Annotated in this window: 13 protein-coding genes and 1 pseudogene; 7 read left to right on the plus strand and 7 right to left on the minus strand. The window is 35.5% G+C overall.

The window, feature by feature from the left end:
• Positions 1-94 precede the first annotated feature (94 nt).
• The gene (dnaN, locus tag LV704_RS19575) at positions 95-1213 is read left to right on the plus strand and encodes a DNA polymerase III subunit beta (RefSeq protein ID WP_163422001.1); all 1119 of its coding nucleotides are present in this window, start codon (positions 95-97) and stop codon (positions 1211-1213) included.
• A gap of 55 nt (positions 1214-1268) precedes the next feature.
• Here the strand turns inward: dnaN and LV704_RS19580 are convergent, their stop codons facing one another.
• The gene (locus tag LV704_RS19580) at positions 1269-1628 is read right to left on the minus strand and encodes a DUF4870 domain-containing protein (protein ID WP_163422000.1); all 360 of its coding nucleotides are present in this window, start codon (positions 1626-1628) and stop codon (positions 1269-1271) included.
• An 87-nt stretch (positions 1629-1715) separates the two neighbouring features.
• On the opposite strand from LV704_RS19580, the gene mnmE reads away from it, so the two are divergent.
• Positions 1716-3086: a tRNA uridine-5-carboxymethylaminomethyl(34) synthesis GTPase MnmE gene (gene mnmE / locus LV704_RS19585; protein WP_163421999.1), complete on the plus strand. Its 1371-nt coding sequence runs from the start codon at positions 1716-1718 to the stop codon at positions 3084-3086.
• A 224-nt stretch (positions 3087-3310) separates the two neighbouring features.
• A complete protein-coding gene (locus LV704_RS19590; protein WP_370636038.1) occupies positions 3311-4399 on the plus strand; it encodes a site-specific integrase in 1089 nt (362 codons plus the stop codon).
• 147 nt (positions 4400-4546) lie between these two features.
• Here the strand turns inward: LV704_RS19590 and LV704_RS19595 are convergent, their stop codons facing one another.
• Positions 4547-5593: an adenylate/guanylate cyclase domain-containing protein gene (locus tag LV704_RS19595; protein WP_163421997.1), complete on the minus strand. Its 1047-nt coding sequence runs from the start codon at positions 5591-5593 to the stop codon at positions 4547-4549.
• Positions 5594-6003: 410 nt separating this feature from the next.
• Positions 6004-6207 (minus strand): annotated as a pseudogene (locus LV704_RS20095) (transposase); the annotation flags it as partial.
• Between the two features lie 189 nt (positions 6208-6396).
• On the opposite strand from LV704_RS20095, the gene LV704_RS19605 reads away from it, so the two are divergent.
• The 4 genes from LV704_RS19605 (at position 6397) to LV704_RS19620 (ending at position 14418) form a co-directional block, all read left to right on the plus strand.
• Positions 6397-9150, plus strand: coding sequence for a LamG domain-containing protein (locus LV704_RS19605; protein ID WP_163421995.1), 2754 nt, complete (start codon positions 6397-6399; stop codon positions 9148-9150).
• 65 nt (positions 9151-9215) lie between these two features.
• Positions 9216-11981 carry a LamG domain-containing protein gene (locus LV704_RS19610; RefSeq protein ID WP_163421994.1) on the plus strand — a complete coding sequence of 922 codons (2766 nt, stop codon included), beginning with the start codon at positions 9216-9218 and terminating at the stop codon, positions 11979-11981.
• A 131-nt stretch (positions 11982-12112) separates the two neighbouring features.
• Entirely contained in the window at positions 12113-12967 is an 855-nt protein-coding gene (locus LV704_RS19615) for a DUF2911 domain-containing protein (protein WP_163421993.1), read from the plus strand.
• Positions 12968-13158: 191 nt separating this feature from the next.
• On the plus strand, positions 13159-14418 hold the full coding sequence (locus tag LV704_RS19620; RefSeq protein WP_163421992.1) for a right-handed parallel beta-helix repeat-containing protein: 1260 nt from the start codon (positions 13159-13161) through the stop codon (positions 14416-14418).
• A gap of 253 nt (positions 14419-14671) precedes the next feature.
• Here LV704_RS19620 and LV704_RS19625 read toward each other — a convergent pair whose 3' ends face one another.
• The 4 genes from LV704_RS19625 to LV704_RS19640 form a co-directional block, all read right to left on the minus strand.
• Positions 14672-15625, minus strand: coding sequence for a sugar phosphate isomerase/epimerase (locus tag LV704_RS19625; protein ID WP_163421991.1), 954 nt, complete (start codon positions 15623-15625; stop codon positions 14672-14674).
• 12 nt (positions 15626-15637) lie between these two features.
• Positions 15638-16108, minus strand: a complete 471-nt coding sequence (locus tag LV704_RS19630) for a DoxX subfamily (protein ID WP_163421990.1) — start codon at positions 16106-16108, stop codon at positions 15638-15640.
• A gap of 70 nt (positions 16109-16178) precedes the next feature.
• Positions 16179-17462: a Gfo/Idh/MocA family protein gene (locus LV704_RS19635; protein ID WP_163421989.1), complete on the minus strand. Its 1284-nt coding sequence runs from the start codon at positions 17460-17462 to the stop codon at positions 16179-16181.
• A gap of 86 nt (positions 17463-17548) precedes the next feature.
• Positions 17549-18532 (minus strand): aldo/keto reductase, encoded by a 984-nt coding sequence (locus LV704_RS19640; RefSeq protein ID WP_163421988.1) that lies wholly within the window; start codon positions 18530-18532, stop codon positions 17549-17551.
• Positions 18533-18558 lie beyond the last annotated feature (26 nt).

An 18558-nucleotide genomic window follows, 5' to 3' on the forward strand; every position in this document is an offset into this window, starting at 1 on the left:
AACGTTTTAAGATATATTTGTTTCTATTGATTTTATGAGTTTTGCCGACAAGAATATCGATGGGCAAACACAATGCTAAAAAAGAGTTCTGTTAATGAAATTTATCGTATCCAGTACATATTTATTAAAACAACTTCAGGTTTTAGGTGGTGTAATCAACAACAGTAATACACTCCCGATTCTAGACAATTTTCTTTTTGATTTAAAACAAAGCAAGCTAACTGTTTCTGCTTCGGATTTGGAAACAACCATGAGTTCTGTATTAGAAGTTGATTCTGATGCGGAAGGAACCATAGCTGTTCCAGCTAGATTGTTGCTAGATACTTTGAAGACATTTCCAGAACAGCCCCTCACATTTGTTGTGGAGGACAACAATACAGTGGAAATTAGTTCTAATCATGGTAAGTATGCTTTGGCATATGCAGATGGTGCTGAATTCCCAAAAGCAGTGGAAGTGTCCAATCCAAGTTCCACAACATTACTTGGCGATATTTTGGCTACGGCTATTAACAAAACCATATTTGCCGCTGGAAACGATGATTTACGCCCTGTTATGAGTGGTGTTTTCTTTCAGTTTTCCACTGAAAATTTGACTTTCGTAGCTACAGATGCTCACAAATTGGTGAAATATCAACGACATGATATTACTGCATCTGAAGTCGCAGAATTCATCATGCCAAAAAAACCATTGAATCTTTTAAAAGGTATTTTATCAGGTTCGGAGTCCGAAGTTACCATAGAATATAATGACAGTAACGCAAAATTCATTTTTGATAATTCAGAACTGATTTGCAGATTAATTGATGGAAAATATCCTAATTATGAAGCGGTGATTCCAAAAGAGAACCCTAACAAACTATCTATTTCTAGAAATCAATTTTTGAGTTCTGTTCGTAGGGTTTCTATATTTTCCAACAAAACCACACACCAAATACGATTAAAGATTGCTGGTGCTGAATTGAATATCTCCGCAGAAGATGTTGATTATAGCAATAAGGCCGAAGAAAGGCTTTCTTGTTCTTATCAAGGGGACGATATGCAGATAGGATTTAATTCCAGGTTTTTGGTGGAAATGCTCAACAACTTAACATCCGATGAAGTTTCGGTAGAGATGAGCTTACCAAACAGAGCGGGAATTTTAACACCTGCCGATGGATTGGACGAAGGCGAACATGTTACCATGCTTGTTATGCCAGTTATGCTGAACAACTAAATATTCAACCTAAATATTTGGAAAGCTAGAGCAATTGTTCTAGCTTTTTTTGTTTTTATACAAAGGGGATGGTTAAAAATGTGGACGGGGATTCTCCGTTAGCAGCTTTTACCGCATTTATTATAGGTAGTACAAAACCTAAAATGGCAACTCCTATTAGACCTAAAATTCCCAATCCCAACAATAAAATTGCTGGTATACTTATTATGATATAAAGCAATAAACTCAACTGTAAATTAATTACAGATTTCCCATGTTCATTCATTCCTTCTACGGTTTTCCTAGATGTTAACCAGATTATGACAGGGACAATAAAGCCTCCAAAGCCAGTTACATAGTGCAACAATTGCGAAAGATGTGTTATGGCCAACAGTGTGTTGTCCTTCCTAATTACATTTTGATTGATGATTTCCATTTTTGATTGATTTTAATGATGTACTATATCAGTATCACTTCTTTATAAAATGTTACAACATTCTACTAATTCGTATTTTTGCTCCCTATGTCATATACCGATACAATTATAGCTATGGCAACTCCCCCTGGGACAGGTGCCATTGCAGTAATCAGAATTTCTGGGCCCAAAGCTATTCCTATTTCTGACACTCTTTTTCAATCTATTCGAAACAAAAAATTGATTGATCAAAAAAGTCATACCATTCATTTAGGACATATCATTGAAAATGATAAAATTTTGGATAAAGTCTTGGTTTCAATATTCAAAGGACCAAATTCCTATACTTCCGAAGATATCATTGAAGTTTCATGTCATGGTTCACCATATATTCAACAACAAATTATTCAACTTTTTTTACGGCACGGCTGTCGTATGGCTACAGCAGGAGAATTTACACTACGCGCTTTTTTAAATGGTAAAATGGATTTAAGTCAAGCTGAAGCGGTAGCTGATTTAATTGCCAGCGATAGTGAAGCAGCTCATGAAATTGCCATGAAGCAAATGAGAGGTGGTTTTAGTGGAGAAATTGAAAAGCTAAGGGAAGAGCTTTTAAATTTCGCATCCTTAATTGAGCTTGAACTCGATTTCTCTCAAGAAGATGTGGAGTTTGCAGATAGGACCCAGTTCAATGAGCTATTAAACAGCATCAGTGAAACTCTTAAAAAATTGATTGATTCTTTTGCTCTGGGCAATGTCATAAAAAATGGAATACCAATAGCAATTGTTGGTGAACCAAATGTGGGCAAGTCAACACTATTGAATGCATTGCTGAATGAAGAACGTGCAATTGTTAGTGATATACCGGGCACCACACGTGATACCGTTGAAGATCAAATTAGCATTAATGGTATCAATTTCAGATTTGTTGATACTGCCGGAATAAGAGAAACAAAAGATGTAGTTGAAAAAATTGGAATTGAACGAACTTTTGAAAAAATTGATAAAGCCAAACTTATTATTTTCCTTTTTGACAGTCCTGACTTTGACAAAACGGAATTGGAAAATATAAGAAATCGGTATCCGAACAAAAATCTACTGCCAATTTGTAATAAAGTAGATCTATTGAGCAACACAGAAATTAATCAGTTAAAATCTGAGATTCCAAACACTCTTTTTATTTCCGCAAAAGCAAAAAAAGGTATTTCTGAACTAGAAAATAAATTACTGTCATTGATTGATTCTGGTGCGTTGATTGGTGATAAAACCATTGTGACCAATAGCAGACATTACGATACTCTATTAAAGGCATTAGAGGAAATTCAGAAGGTAAAAGAAGGTATGGATGTAGGCTTGGCAAGTGACCTTATGGCCATTGACATTCGCCAAGCGCTTTTTTATTTGGGAGAAATTACCGGGAGTGTGACCAACGATGATTTATTGGGGAATATTTTTTCAAACTTTTGTATCGGAAAATAAATAAGTTGATTTCTTAATTTCATTTGAATTCTTTTTTTTTCATTTAATTGATTATCAATAAGTTGTTTAAAATTATTTCTCTTCTTTATTTCATTTGATAGCCTATTTTCATATATTTATTTCACCCAATTTTCACCTCAACGTGTTTTTTGATACTCGAGGTGAAATTTTTTCACCTCGAAATGAAAATAAGTCTAAAAAGCAAAAAGATTAAAAATGGAAAGTTGAGCCTTTTTATAGAATACTATAAGGGCCACTTTATTGACAAGAACGGAATCAATAAATACAATAGGGATTTTGAGTATTTGAAAATGTACCCTTTGGAAAATCCGTCGACGCCAGATGAAAAAAGAAGGAACAAAGAGATCTATGAATTGGCTGAGAAAATCCTTTCGATTCGGAAATCAGAATTCTATCAAGGTAAGTATAAACTAAAAGACAATAAAAAAGGGAATATCCTTCTTTTTGATTTCTATAAAACATTGCAAGAAGAGCGTTACGAATCCAAAGGAAATTATGGAAACTGGGATGCTGCCTTTAAACATCTAAAAAAATACGCTCCAGCACATATTCAATTAAAGGATATCGATACTGATTTTGTGAGAGGCTTTAGGAGATACTTAGATAACAAGGCCAAAACCAAAAGTAATACTCCCCTATCCCAAAATTCGAAATACACCTATTTCAATAAATTGAAAGCTGCGCTCAGAGAAGCTTACAATGAGCACTATATTGTTACCAATGTGATCAAATCAGTCAAGGGATTTGAACAATCCGAATCACAACGGGAATATTTGATCTATTCTGAATTGCAAGCTTTGACCCAAACCGATTGTAAATATCCAATTCTTAAAAATGCCTTTATTTTTAGTTGTCTTACGGGATTGCGATGGAGTGACATAAATAAGCTAACATGGTCAGAGGTAAGAGATGAGGACGAAGCTTCAAGAATTATCTTTAGACAGAAGAAAACGGACGGCCTTGAATACCTTTACATTTCTAAGCAAGCAAGAGATTTATTAGGAAAGAGAACACATAAAAATGAAAGGGTCTTTAAGGGCTTAAAATATGGTGCTGTTTATAATACGGAAATCCTTCGATGGTGTATGAAAGCCGGAATAACCAAGCATATCACTTTCCATAGTGCGAGACATACCAATGCCGTACTATTACTTGAAAACGGTGCAGATATTTATACCGTTTCAAAACGCCTAGGGCACAGAGAAATCCGGACTACAGAGATTTACACTAAAATTATAGATCGAAAAATGAAGGAAGCTGCGAATATGATTCCTGAATTGGATATGGGATAAATTCTTCTTGGAGCAATTCTATAAGTGTCCCATAAAAGGTCAATTAACGGAAATATTAAAAAAGACCAAGAGTGGGACTTCTACCTGTAGAGGATATTCGATTCAGAATTTTGTCCTTTAAATCGGCCGTTTTTTGAGACTATGAACCTAACACAAAAATTGTCTTTGGGTAGCTAATTGCACTCCATAAAGAGGAAGTTTTTGTGATTTGCCTTTAAGTTCTATTTCGCCTTTCTCCTTTATAAGATATTCATTTTCTTTTTGCATAAATGGCAATATATTTTTTGAAACCAATAGTTTTTGTTGCAACTCATTACACTTTCCTTCAATTCTTGCGGTGGTGTTCAAAACATCGCCATGATAGACGATTTCCTTTTTTAGTTTTCCAACGGTCGTCACAATAACCTTTCCTGTATGTATGCCCGCTTTAAACTCAGGAATGATGCCATATTTGGTAAGATACTCGTTGTGCTTTTTTTTAATGATTTCCACCATCTTAAAAAAGCATAGGATGGCATTCAAATTATTCTTTCCGATAGGCCATACCAAGATTATCTCGTCTCCAGCATATTGATAGATTTCTCCTTTGAACAAAATAATGGCATCGGAAATATCATAAAAGAAATCCCTTATAAATGCACTGTACATTTTGTTGCCCAACTTTTCAGCTATGGATGTCGAACTTTTAAGGTCTAGAAACATGAACAATCTAGAAACTTCACGTGGTTGACGATACATCCCAAAAAATAATCTTAAAAAATTGGCCCTCCCGATGAGGTGTATAATCTGCAGTAAAAAGAGTGTTATAGCAATAAACGACAAACTAAATAGAAAATCTCGTCTATACTCAGGGCCAATCAGATATTGAATTACTGCTTCTGAACAACTGGTATTATATTTAAAGAAATTTTCGATAGCCAATACCAAGGCCAAAATGGTGCTTATAAGCAAAGAGTATAACAATGACCTAATTATGGTTACAGCTAGAGAAGAAATTTTATGAAATGCTTTTTTGAAAACAAACTCTTCCAAAACTCCAATAAGCAGACCTAAAATAACACCTATACTACCTGCCTCAAAAAACTCTATAAACGTATGTGAATAGAAGAAGTAGTTATATGAAAGCCCAAAAACCATGGAAATTCCCATGATTATGTAAATGTTTTGTAGGCTTAGTTTTCTCTCTGGTTTCATCGGTCGGTTGGTCGGGTTTACAGGCATTCATCAAATTAAAAACCAATGAGCTCAATCGTATCCTGTTTGTGCTCATTGGTCTTCGTTTCTTTTTTAAATCAACTCTGATACTTTTCCTTCTTTTTGAATACCATGTTAACACGGTACTTGGCCTGACCACCGATGACTTCTACATCCTTTCCTGAACCAAGACTTATATTGTTCTCTTTGCCATTATAGGCATTGACATACTCAAAGCCAAGTTTGGACATGGCGTTCAATAAATCGGTTTGATTTCTGATTCGAAGTTTCTTCCTGTTTTGAAGTAAGGATTCCAGTTCCCTTAAAACCTTTTCATAATCAGATTTTTTATAATCGATGTTTATATTGATTCCCCCAATAAGTTTGGTGTTCTCTGAAGTAACAACCACGTATTCAGAACTCATATGCATATGGTCCTTCGAAACTACACCTTTCAGGATATGAACGTCCTCGGACTCGCATATCTGTGTAAACAACATTCGGCAACGAATCTGGATATCACCCCTTAGAACAGCACACTTTTATTTGTGCTCCAAACTAAATGGGTCCGTAAGCCTTGAAATTGTGTGGCCGTTACTCCTAACCTCTCCCATCACGCAAAGGTAGATGTTTTTAGAAGCTAAATGAACTAAAGTACATAGCTTAAACTATTTTTGAGACCAGTTAAATTTTCCTTAACTCTCTCAAAAGCCATTCAATACTTTCTAATGTTTATTAAGTAAGTTGTATATTTGTAAAAAATGGAACCAAAACATTGGAAAATTAATTTACAAATTCATATCATGAACCGTATTAAACCTTGGATAATCCCAATCTTTTTGTTGTCTCTGTTATCTTGTAATAACAAATCGAACAAAGCTTCAAGCAATGATTTTTATGCCTATCATACCAGCTTAAAAAATTCTGATAAGGCTCATGAGCGCTATGAGGATCTAGTTGTAAAGCTAGGTATAGGTCAATTAGAATTTAGAATTGATAATGCTTATGCTCCAATATGGAGAGTGGGCGATAAAACCTATGTTATAGAAGATTTATACCCCAAGCGTGAAAAGGATGTTAAATCTAGATATACATACGTTAGATTACTAGAAGAATCTGATGACCAGATTGTAGTTCATTACAGGCATATCCCAGTGCTTTCTGGTATTTTTGAGAGTATTGATGAAGACCCACTTTACAAAGGTGGGATTACCAATGTAGTGCACGAAGTCTTTACAATTAAGAAAGATTACTCTGTTATTAGAGAGGTAAAGGATGCCACGGGCACAAGATATGAAGATTGGATACACCCAGATTTTGGATCTACGCAAAAAATTCAATTGACCGCCAATGGTGTTGAGCACAGTAATTTAAGTGAAGGAAAGGCTGCACCTATTTATCCCCGTAAAGCTTTTGAAGGGAATCCTGTAATTGACCAAAACTTAGAAAATACAGTATTATCATGGAATTTTGATGATGGTATGAAACCACATGAAGATACTATTACAGAATCTGTTTCTGGAGCATCTTCTTATATTGATGGGGTTTCTACCCACTATACTAAAGGAATTTCTGGAACAGCTTTAGCTTTTGATGGATATTATACGTCCGTGTCTTTAACCGCCGGCAAAACTCCTGAAATAAGTCAATCTTTTACCATAACTTCTTGGGTGGCTCCTGATGCCTATCCCTATAATAACGCTCCTATAATTCATCAATCCAAAGACTGGGGCAATGAAGGTTTTTATTTTGGGCTAAACCCTTATGGTCATATTATATTCAAAGCTAATGGAGTAGAAACCAAATCCAAGTCCATAATTGATTTTGGAAAATGGTCATTTGTGTCGGTATCGGTTAATAACAATAAAATTGCATTGTCAATTAATGGAAAGGTTGAAGCTACCAAAACGCTTAATAATCCTGTTAACTTTATAAATGGTCCAATTCAAATTGGTATGAATAACATATTAGACAGAGGTTCGGACTTCGTGAGAACTAATGCTGAAAATATAGATTATTATATTGGTTTTCAAGGTTTAATTGATGAAATACAAGTTCATAACAATGCTTTAAACGAAGCCTCGTTGGCTGATTTATACAACCAAACAAAACCAACTGACTTTACCTCAAATCTTCCATTAAGCACTTTACCTGGTGAAAGTGAAACTGGTAAATTTGGAGCATACTATGCCAACTTAACCGTTAGTAACGCCTTATGGGATAATTTATGGAGAAATGTGGAAAACCCAGATATAGCTGTTGAGTTTGACCAAGTTAAAGGATCTGTTAAATTCTGGCGTGGTACCAACTATGCTTCTAACTGGATTAGCGATAACAACATTTGGATGGCTGACCAAAGTACCGAAACTTGGGGACCACATGGGTGTTCTGAGCATATGGCTGATAAACAGAATCGCCAAAGTTTTGCAAGAATCCTTGAAAATAGCCCCGCTAGAGCAGTTATTCATTGGAAATACCCTTGTGTAGATGTTGGTTATATTAATAATAATGATGAAACCAACTGGTCTGATGAATATTATTATATATACCCTGATGGTACTGCCGTTAGAAAAGTAAACTTTAATGGTAGAGGCTTGCCAGAGAATGAAGATGGAGAAGATGCCTTCGCTATTGAAGAAGAAGAGGATGAGGAAGCTGAACTTTCTGAATTCTCAATTGCAACGATGGAATGGGGAGAAATGATGGGTGCTTTTATGGATAAATATTACCATCCTGAAAATGATACTTGGACCGAAGAAAATGTAGGTGCTAGTGGACCAGGTTTTCAAGACATACAAATTTTGGTTACACCAGGGGTAAAAGCACTTGATCAAGTAGGGCTAAATGCCATGGATGTGGCCAATTTGAACGGCGATGTCCAACAATTAACGTGGGAGTTGCCGAACAAGTCGCCTTTTGTACAAATTCATGATGCTTCTATTGAATTAGTTAAAACAAAATCAGAATACAAAACATTCCAAGTTTTCCAGGGCGGGTACATCACGCCTTGGGGAGAAGCTGAAAATTCTGCATATACCGATGACCCGTTTGCTGGCCCATGGAACCACTGGCCTGCAAACTTATTACCATCTGATGGACGTTATGCTATCGGTAACGATCGTATAGGTCACTTTGCTATTGGAGCTAATGATTTCTTGCCTGCCGTTGGCGCCATGTCTCTGCATGGTATGACTAATGAGAACATAGAATCACTAATCCCATTGGCACGTTCATGGAAATTACCTCCTGCAATAGAAAATGTTTCAGGAGCTGCTTCTGTAACCTATTCAAAAGAACAAAAAGCATTTATGGTTGAGGCTTCTGAAGACAATATTAGCTTTGAAATAAAAGCTTCTAAAGATCAACCAATGGTAAATCCTGCTTTTGTGATATCTAATTGGGATGGTAACATAAACTTAAGTATTAATGGAACATTTGTAAATGGGGACAATATAAAAACAGGTATAGAACGTGATACAAAAGGCAACAAATGTTTAGTGGTTTGGATGAAACACCAAGCCAACGAGAATACTACCGTAAGCATATCTAAAGTGTAGTATACTTTTGCTAAAGGTTAGCATTAAGAGATGATCTTGGTATAAACCACAAAAACTATATGGACATGAGAAGATTAAGTCTGGTAGTAAATATTTGTTTTATTACCACTTTGTTAATTAGTTGTGAATCAGATAGAAATAAAGAAATAGTCCTCGGAGAGTTTGGTGCATTTTATACCAAGATTAATTCTAATGAACCTTTTGAAGCTTTTTCTAGGGTTGGCAATTACGCCGATATTGTGGTTGACCTTGGGGATGGGCAATCGTCTTTTGTCTTTTGGAGAGGTAGCAGTTATCTCCCCTATTTAGAAACACCTCAGGGTCGATTTTATGTAGATGAAGTTATTGAGCGTTCTGGAGATGGCACTGAACAAATGCCAGATAAGGCTAATACTTATTCTAGAATAAAATTGGTAAAAAATACCGACGACGAAATCATTGTACATTGGAGGTATTTACCAAAATTCGCGGGTACAAATCCACATACAGGCGTATCTCCCCTAAATTTTGTTGATGAGTATTTTAATATCTATCCTAATAGTAAAGTTACAAGAACCATTAAATCTGGTACAGAAAAAGTTGCAGACTGGAGAAGCAACAAATCTCTAAAAAAACAGTCCTTTGAGCTTACTAGTTCTGGTATTGCTAATTCTGTGCTCGAGGATGTTGAGACCAAACCTAGTACAAACAACACTCATGTTGCAACTATTATAGACAAATCACCTGTGAGGCCTAAATTATGGTTAAGATTTGATGAAGGTGAAAATTATTCAACAAAAGAAGAAAGTGCCTCACAAAAAGAGATGCCTATTATTGGAGATGCCTTGTGGCGAACTGGGGTTTCTGGCACATCACTACAGTTTGATGGCTATAGAAACGAATTAAAAGTTTCTGCACAAGACGCCCCTGCAATAAACAATCAAATTACTCTAGAAGGCTGGGTAGCACTAGCTGCATATCCATGGAACGATGTGCCATTAATTCAACAAGTAGATGATAATCCGGAAACGGCACTAATGGTTTTTGAAGGAGATACCATTGTAAAAACTAAAGAAGTTTTTGACCAGTTCGAAGCTGAAGAGCGTGACTTTGAGGTTATTCTAAAGGAAGAAAACGATAAAGGCTATTTCTTAGGCATAGATGCCTATGGCAAGCCTAAATTTAAATTACGTATAAATAACAAGACAGAAGAACTAATTGCCGATAATGCATTTGTTGAAAGATACCAATGGCATCAACTTACAGGTACATATGATGGCGATAACGGGCTTATGAGTATTTATGTAAATGGTAAACTGACTGAACAAAAAAAGGTGAGCCCTGGAAAGATTATCACATCTTCAAACGATATACGAATTGGTAGAGGTAAGGATAGAAGGCCAACAAGAACCGTTAGAATGTCTACTTACTTTTCAGACACCTATTGCTTGGATGGTCTCATTGATGAAATTAAAATTTACGATATAGCACTCTCAGCTTCACAGGTAGCTGCTACATATCAAAATTATAGTAAAGGGGGTGATGCTTTGGATACTGTAAACATGGATAAAAGGGTATTACCTGATGGAAAAAACTCAAGTGAATTTGGAGCCTATTATTCTAATCTGGCATTTCATGATGTTTATGATAATTTTTGGCGCTTTAGCGACCATACTGATGTTGTTGTGGAGTTTGATGAAATGCCTACCAAATTTGTTTTTTGGAAAGGCACCGGCTATATTCCTATGTTGGTTAACGAATCTGGACAATGGTACAGCAATGAGTTTAATGAAACGTGGAATCGTTCTGGTGGCATTGGTTGCCAAGAACCTATGTCTGATAAAACCATATATAGTAACCATGTAAGGATCATAGAAAACACCCCTGCCAGAACCGTAGTGCATTGGAGATATCCATTATGGGATGTATTCCATTATGTAGCTAACTACAATGAAGATACTGGTTGGGGAGATTGGAGTGATTGGTACTATTATATATACCCAGACGGTGTTGCAGTTAAAAGTATGACTGTTTGGACCAACGGTATTAGAGACCATGAATTTCAAGAGTCTATGGCAATTTTTGGTCCAGATCAACACCCCGAAGATATTATACATACCAAAGAAGCACTTTCAATGTATAATTTAAAAGGAGATACAGCTACTTATAATTGGATTGGCGGACCTCCAGAGAATGTAGAGAAACCAGATAATAAATCCATTCAATATATCAACTATACTGGAGAATATAAGCCGGTAACCATTGGTGAATTTATTGATTCGAATGTTTATGGAGGCGAATTAACCGAATACTCGGTATTCCCATCATGGAATCACTGGCCTGTAGCGCAAATGGCTTCAGATGGTCGTAATTCTACGTTTTCAGACAGAACAGCACATAGTTCATTAACACATCTATTCATGCCAATATACAAAGAAGATAAAAAAGGTTCTGTACCTAGTTATCAACAATTATTAATGGAAGGCATGATGAATTTAAATTCGGAAGACCTTGTACTGTTAGCTAATTCCTGGCTAAACGCTCCTCAAATATCTGACGTTGAAGGAGGCACAGGAAAATATGACCCAGCTCAAAGAGCCTATGTTATAGAAGCTAACCCAGAGGGAACCATCAAATTTAGTGTTAATGCATCCGCAGAAAACCCTACTAAAAACTTAGCTATTGTTGTAAAGCACTGGGGCAACAGAGGTCAAGCTAAAGCACAATACAACAACAAATCCGTTACACCAAGACAAGGTACTTTTAGAGATACCGATGGCACCAAAACTTTAGTTATTTGGATATCTGAAAACTCAAAAGAAAAAATATCCATAACCTTGAACCCAGAATAAAGAGATACTTAATATAGAATGTTTTTACATACATATTACCCCTTTATTAAACTAAAGCAACTTAATAGATGCTTTTTAGCTAAAATTAAATAAATCACCAAGACTTTATATAATCTTTTAAAACTAAAAAAATGAATAAATTTATATTAACTATTATTGCTATTAGTATTTCTTTTTATACAATAGCACAATCAGAACATTTTGGTATAGACATGCCAATTCCAAGTCCAAAGTCTAAAGTCACGCAAACCGTTGGCTTTACAAACGTCACTATTGAATATTTTAGACCAAGCATTCGTGGAAGAAAAATATTTGGGGGCTTGGTTCCCTATAATGAAATATGGCGTACTGGCGCTAATGAAGCTTCCAAATTTACCTTTAGCAAAGATATTACTTTAGGGGGAGTTAAACTTGTTGAGGGCAGCTATATTATAATAACTACACCAAATGCTTCCAAATGGCAAATACATATTCATCAGTTTGATGAAGAAACTTACGATTATTCCGAATTACAACCTTTGGCTACATTTAATATCGTACCTAAAAAATTAAGTGAACCTATAGAATCATTTTTAATTGATCTTAATAACTTAAGAAGAGCATCTTGCACAATTGACATTTCTTGGGAAAATACACTAATTTCCATCCCACTTGAAGTTGATACTGAAGAAGTTCTTATGAGTAAAATCATGAACTATCAAAACGATAAAAATGATAGAATGTTCGAAGATTACTTTTCAGCATCAGCATATCTTCTAGAAAGAGGTATTGAATTAGAAAAAGCACTTAATTTTGCAAATAAAGCATTAGAGATAAACACGGATGCCTTTTGGGTTCTTGGAGTAAAAGCTAATATTTTAGCTAAATTAGGAAATCACGACGCTGCAATTTCTATTGCTGAAGAAAGTATTAAAGGTGCCCACCCGGAAGATGACGCCGCTTTTGCAAAATCTATGCAAAAATTAATATCCTCTCTAAAAAATTAAACATGTATAAAAACACACATCTGTTAGAAGCAATATGCTTTCGCAGTAAAGTTGGGGTATTTACTAATACCAAATCTGATTTAGATTATATTGCTTAGACTGGTTTAAATATGAGTTGAATAACGCACTACATCTTTATCTACAATCAAAACCTAATTAATCCTTTAGTAAAATATTTAAAATCAATTGTCATGAAAAATTTAAAATTCAAAAGTGTATTTATTGCAATTATAGTAACTATAATCACCATAAACCATTCTTTTTCTCAACAAAGTAATTCTGAGAAAAATATCGTATATGTAAATTCTAATTTAAGCTCTAACGGCGATGGAACGTCTTGGAAATCTGCATTCAATTCCCTTGAAACTGCTTTGGCAAAAGCAAAAGCTAATACCGAAATATGGGTAACTCAAGGCACTTATGTCCCAGAAAGGAAAGTTACCGGAAACCAAAAAAGAGATTTTAGTTTTCAATTAAAAAACAACATCAGCTTACTAGGAGGGTTTAAAGGTACTGAGCTTAAAAGTGATGAGAGGAACTGGAAAGAAAATAAAACAATACTAAGTGGAGATTTGAATAAAGATGATGAAACAGATCAAAATCTATCGGATAATTGTTTTCACGTTGTAACCGGCAATGGCACCAACCGTACAGCAATAATTGATGGTTTCATCATAACTGGAGGGAATGCCAATATGGACGAATGGCCTAACGATGGCGGAGGAGGTATGAATATTGAAGAAGGCAGTCCAACTATAAAGAACTGTATCGTTACTAATAATAAAGCATTCGCCGATGGTGCTGGCATACGTGTTTGGGGGGACTCTAACCCTACTATTAGTTTCTGTTTATTTTCTAAAAACCAATCCGTGCAAGAAGGCGGGGGACTTATGAATGGCCCTGGAAGCCATACAAAGGTATTTAACTGTATCTTTAAAAATAATAAGGTAGGAGAAGATGGCGCAGGTATGTACAATAATGAAACGACCAATCAAGTCATTGCAAATTGTCTTTTTTACAACAATGAAGCTACTTTAACTGGAGGTGGTATGTATAATGTTAATGGTAGTGCTCCACTAATAGTTAACTGCACATTTGTTAACAATGTTGCTAAAGAAGTTGGAGGCGGTATGAGCAACAGAGACAGTAATCCAAAACTTAGAAATTGCATCCTATGGGGAAACACAGCTCCAAAAAACATGGAAATAAATGACTTGAGATCTACTCCTGATATTGCATATAGTATTGTATCAGGAGGTTATAATGGCACAAATATCATTGATTCTAACCCCAATTTTAAGGGCAATGGTTTTGAACTCACAGATAAATCACCCGCCATTAACTCAGGAACCAATAGTGTATTCCCAGAAGACCTTAAGATTGATCTAAATGGAAAAGACAGAATCATAGATGATGCGATAGATTTAGGTGCCTATGAATTTAAAAAATAATACGTTTTAAGGTGCTAGCTAAAGCAGGCTAACGTTTAAACGACGGTGTGTATACCCTCTATACCCGTACAAAACAAAAAACAATAACTAAAATTTCTGTTTGGATTAGTTATCACTATAAACAGTTGTTTTCTCTATATGAAAGTCAAAAAACACAAGACTTTCATATAGATTTTTTTGGTACTTAATTAGCTAACGATACCAAAGGCAAAACTAGTTTACCAATAAAAGCAACTATTTTATTGATTAGTTTTTAATTAGAATCTACTAATTTAAGACTAACATTGCGCTTAATGAATTTTAAATCTCGTGTTATAGCTTTTAAAACTAATTTAGGCTCTATTGCTAATTTTTTATCACCATGTTCTGCGCCTCCTAAAGGATATTCTAAATGCAACGTAATATTTCCAGGAATCTCTAAAGTCTCAAGAAGTTTTGAATAGGTTTTAAAATCAACATCTCCTTTTCCTAATGGAACATCTTCGATATCTGGCCCCTGTTTGGTCGTTTCCCAAACAAAATCTTTTAGGTCTAGCGATTTCACATATTTACAAATAGCCTTTAGGTCTGTAGACCAAGAATTGAATCCCTCAACAGAAGCATGGCGTACATCATATCTTACACCTAACCATTTAGGGTTAATACTATTGTAAACTTCTCTGATATCCCAAACCGATGCACCAAAACCATTCCCGCTGTGGTTCTGATAATCGGCACGAATATTATAAATACCGCACAATTGATCTAAGGCAGATAATTTTTCTCCAATTTGTATCAAATTCTCCTCTAAGCCAAGGTGTTCTTCAAAATGATACCAGCCTAATCTTAACTGTTCAACCCCTAGATGAGAAGCTGTTTTGATTATCCTTTCAGAGTATTTATCGCTGGCATCTGTAATAGCAGTAGTTATTGTATCTATGATTAACCCTTCTGCTCTAATAGCCTTTATTGCCTTTGGCAGCTGTTCTTCAACATCTTGGGGCCCTACATGGCCTCCTGGTCTTACGGTGAGATCTACTCCGTCAAACCCTAGGTTTTTTGCAACCTTGGCCATTTCAGAAAAGTCTAACCATTGCAGATGTTTAGAAAAGATATATACGTTACGCGTTCTTACTTGGCCTGGTACGAAATGTAAGTTAGGCATACCAACAAAAACTAAACCAGAGGCATATGCTGTTTGTTTTATAAAATCTCTTCGCCTCATCATTAGTTTAATAAATTACCTATTGTGCTTTATTAAAAATGAGTCTAACCCCGTTTTATAACTTGTGGGAAATAAAATAAGTATGCATAGTGCTAGTAACTCTATGACAATTGAATTTATAATATGTGCCGTACCAAGAGAAAAGCTACATAAATAATATAGAAATAATAAAAGTACTCCAAAATATTTTAATGGTTTTGACAATAACCCTAGAATTAACGAAACGCCAATAATAACTTGCCCCCACTGGTTTACACTATCTGATATTTCCAATAGCATCTCATTCTCAGCAATATAATGGAATAGAAAGGAGCATAAATTATTTGATGCTTCTAAAAAAGTCTTAGCAGACCAGTCTGGTTGGTATACTTTATTTAACCCTTCTTGCAAAAAATGCCATCCAATAGCAATTCTTAACCCGGTAAGCACAATAAGTTGAAGTTTAGAATAGGTTTTGGTTCTATATTCTAAAAAAACGGACTTCATACCTGAAAGTGTTTTACAATTAAATCAACACTATTTTTTCATTAACCTCATCCCAATCTACACGTTTGCCTTATATACCGTCTACTTGCGCTACCTCAAATGGAAAAGTATAAATGGGGTCACCTTCTTTCTGTTGTAATTTAATATAAGCTTCATTATATAAATCTGGAAAAATGCGTACCTCTCCTCCTACTTCCATTTGAGCTTTGGTTCCTAATAAGTGTATGCCACGATCAAATCTACTCTTTAAAGTACAATCGTAAGTAAGTGTTAGACCTTTATCTGGGTAGTTATATATAACGTTATAGGAATCGGGAATATCTCTTGGGTCTTTAAAATAGTAATTACCTCCTAAGGATACAACAGATTTTGGAATGCCTACACCTAAAATCTGATTTACACCATCAAATGCATGGGTAAATTGATTTCCTCCTGGCCCTGTACCAAAATCGAAATGCTTCTGCCAATTAAAAAACTTATCCAAATCAAAAGGTACATCACCTGTGTTTCTAATATACTCTTTCCAGTTCACATTTGACATATTGGCCTTTTCATGGATACCTCTTATCCATGCACCAAAATCACTATTACGATCAGTATACGTTTCTATAGCCGAAATGGTTCCAACAACACCTTTATCTAATAATTGCTTGGCCTTTTTGTAACTCGCCTGTTGTCTATTTTGATGCCCCAACTGAAAAACCACATTACTTTGCTTTATGGCTTTACGCAAAGCCACAGCTTCCTCAATAGTGCGTGTCATGGGTTTTTCACAATATACATGAACCCCTCGTTTTGAGGCTTCTATTGCTATTTCTGCATGCCATAAGTCTGCGGTTGCAATCATGATAGCGTCTATCTTACCGCTATCTAACATTTCCTTATAAGTAGGATAAATAACTGGAGGCGTTACACTTACTATCTTTCTGCTGATTAACTTCTTACTTGCTATTTTTGCACCACGCTCTGCTCTTATAGAAAATAAATCGCATACCCCAACAATGTCTATGTTGAGATCTTCTTGCACTTTCATTTCCTCGAGTGTGTAAGGGTCTTCAGCTATGAGTTCATCATCTATATAGCCCAACGAACGCATAAGGTCAGGACCTCGCCACCCTAAACCAACCACGCCAATACGAAGTGTATTAGAGTCTGTTATTGGTCTCTCTTGTTTTTCTTTTTCAACCTCTTCAAAATCAAGCTCTAGTTCATTAAGCGAGTTTAAATAGTTGTCAGACTTATTTGTGTCCTGAACTTTAGAAAATTGCTGATAAAACAATCCTAAAAAAGGAACTCCAATAAGTCCCTTTATCAAATTTCTACGCTTGGAATTTCCGATATTATCGTTTGACATATCCTCTTGATTTATCCTATTCTGATTGAGATTGTTCTTTCATAAATTCCTAAAATAATTTTAAATGCACTAAAGCTTTAAAAAGACTAATAAACACCATGTATATGTTCGTGTACTTCATTCACGTAAAACGTTTCTAGTGTTTTCATAAGGTCATTGGGCAGTGGGTCTAACGTGCTAGCCGTAGCATTTCCAATAACTTGTGATGTAGAACTCGCTCCGGGTATTACAGTAGAGACGGCTTTATGATCCAAAATCCAGCGTAATGCCATTTGTGCCATAGTTAGCTCTGGAGGGCACAATGTTTTAAGGTGTTCTGAAAGTTCTAACCCTTTATCAAAAAATAGCCCCGAAAATGTCTCTCCTGCATTAAAAAACTTTCCACCTTGATTAAAGTTTCTATGGTCGTTCTCTGCAAACTTGGTATTTTTATTGAATTTCCCCGTTAATAAGCCACTTGCCAAAGGTAATCTTACAATAATTCCAACACCTTTAGATTGAGCTTGTGGTAATAATTGTTTGGTAAGTTTTTGCCTAAAGATATTATAAATGACTTGTAGTGATTGAAGCCCGTCTTGTTCCATGCATATTAATGCCTCTTCAATACTCTCAACACTAGCGCCAAAGTGAGCAATCTTATCTTCACGCTGTAATCTCCGCAACCAATCAAAAATGGCACCATCTTCAAGTACATCTTGAGGCACACAATGTAACTGAAGTAAATCTAAGGTTTTTACCCCTAAACGTTCTGCTGATGCCTCTATAGATTCTCTTAATATGGCCTCATTAAAATTATTACCAACTTTTACAGATTTTCCAAACTTAGTAGCCACTTTAATATCTGCATCTGTTGTTTTTAGGAAAGCACCTATTAAAGACTCACTTTGCCCTTCACCATATTCATCGGCGGTATCAAAAAAACGAATACCACTATCTACAGCGGCCTGAAGAATTTCAAAGGCTCTATCATTATTCATATCATCTCCCCAGTTCTTTCCCCCTAATTGCCAACAACCTAGGCCAACTTCAGTAACATTAAACCCGTTCTTTCCTAATATTCTACTTTTCATTTCTGTATTTTTTATATCGTATTTGT

The sequence above is a fragment of the Flagellimonas sp. CMM7 genome (genome assembly GCF_021390195.1).
Classification (GTDB): Bacteria; Bacteroidota; Bacteroidia; order Flavobacteriales; family Flavobacteriaceae; genus Flagellimonas.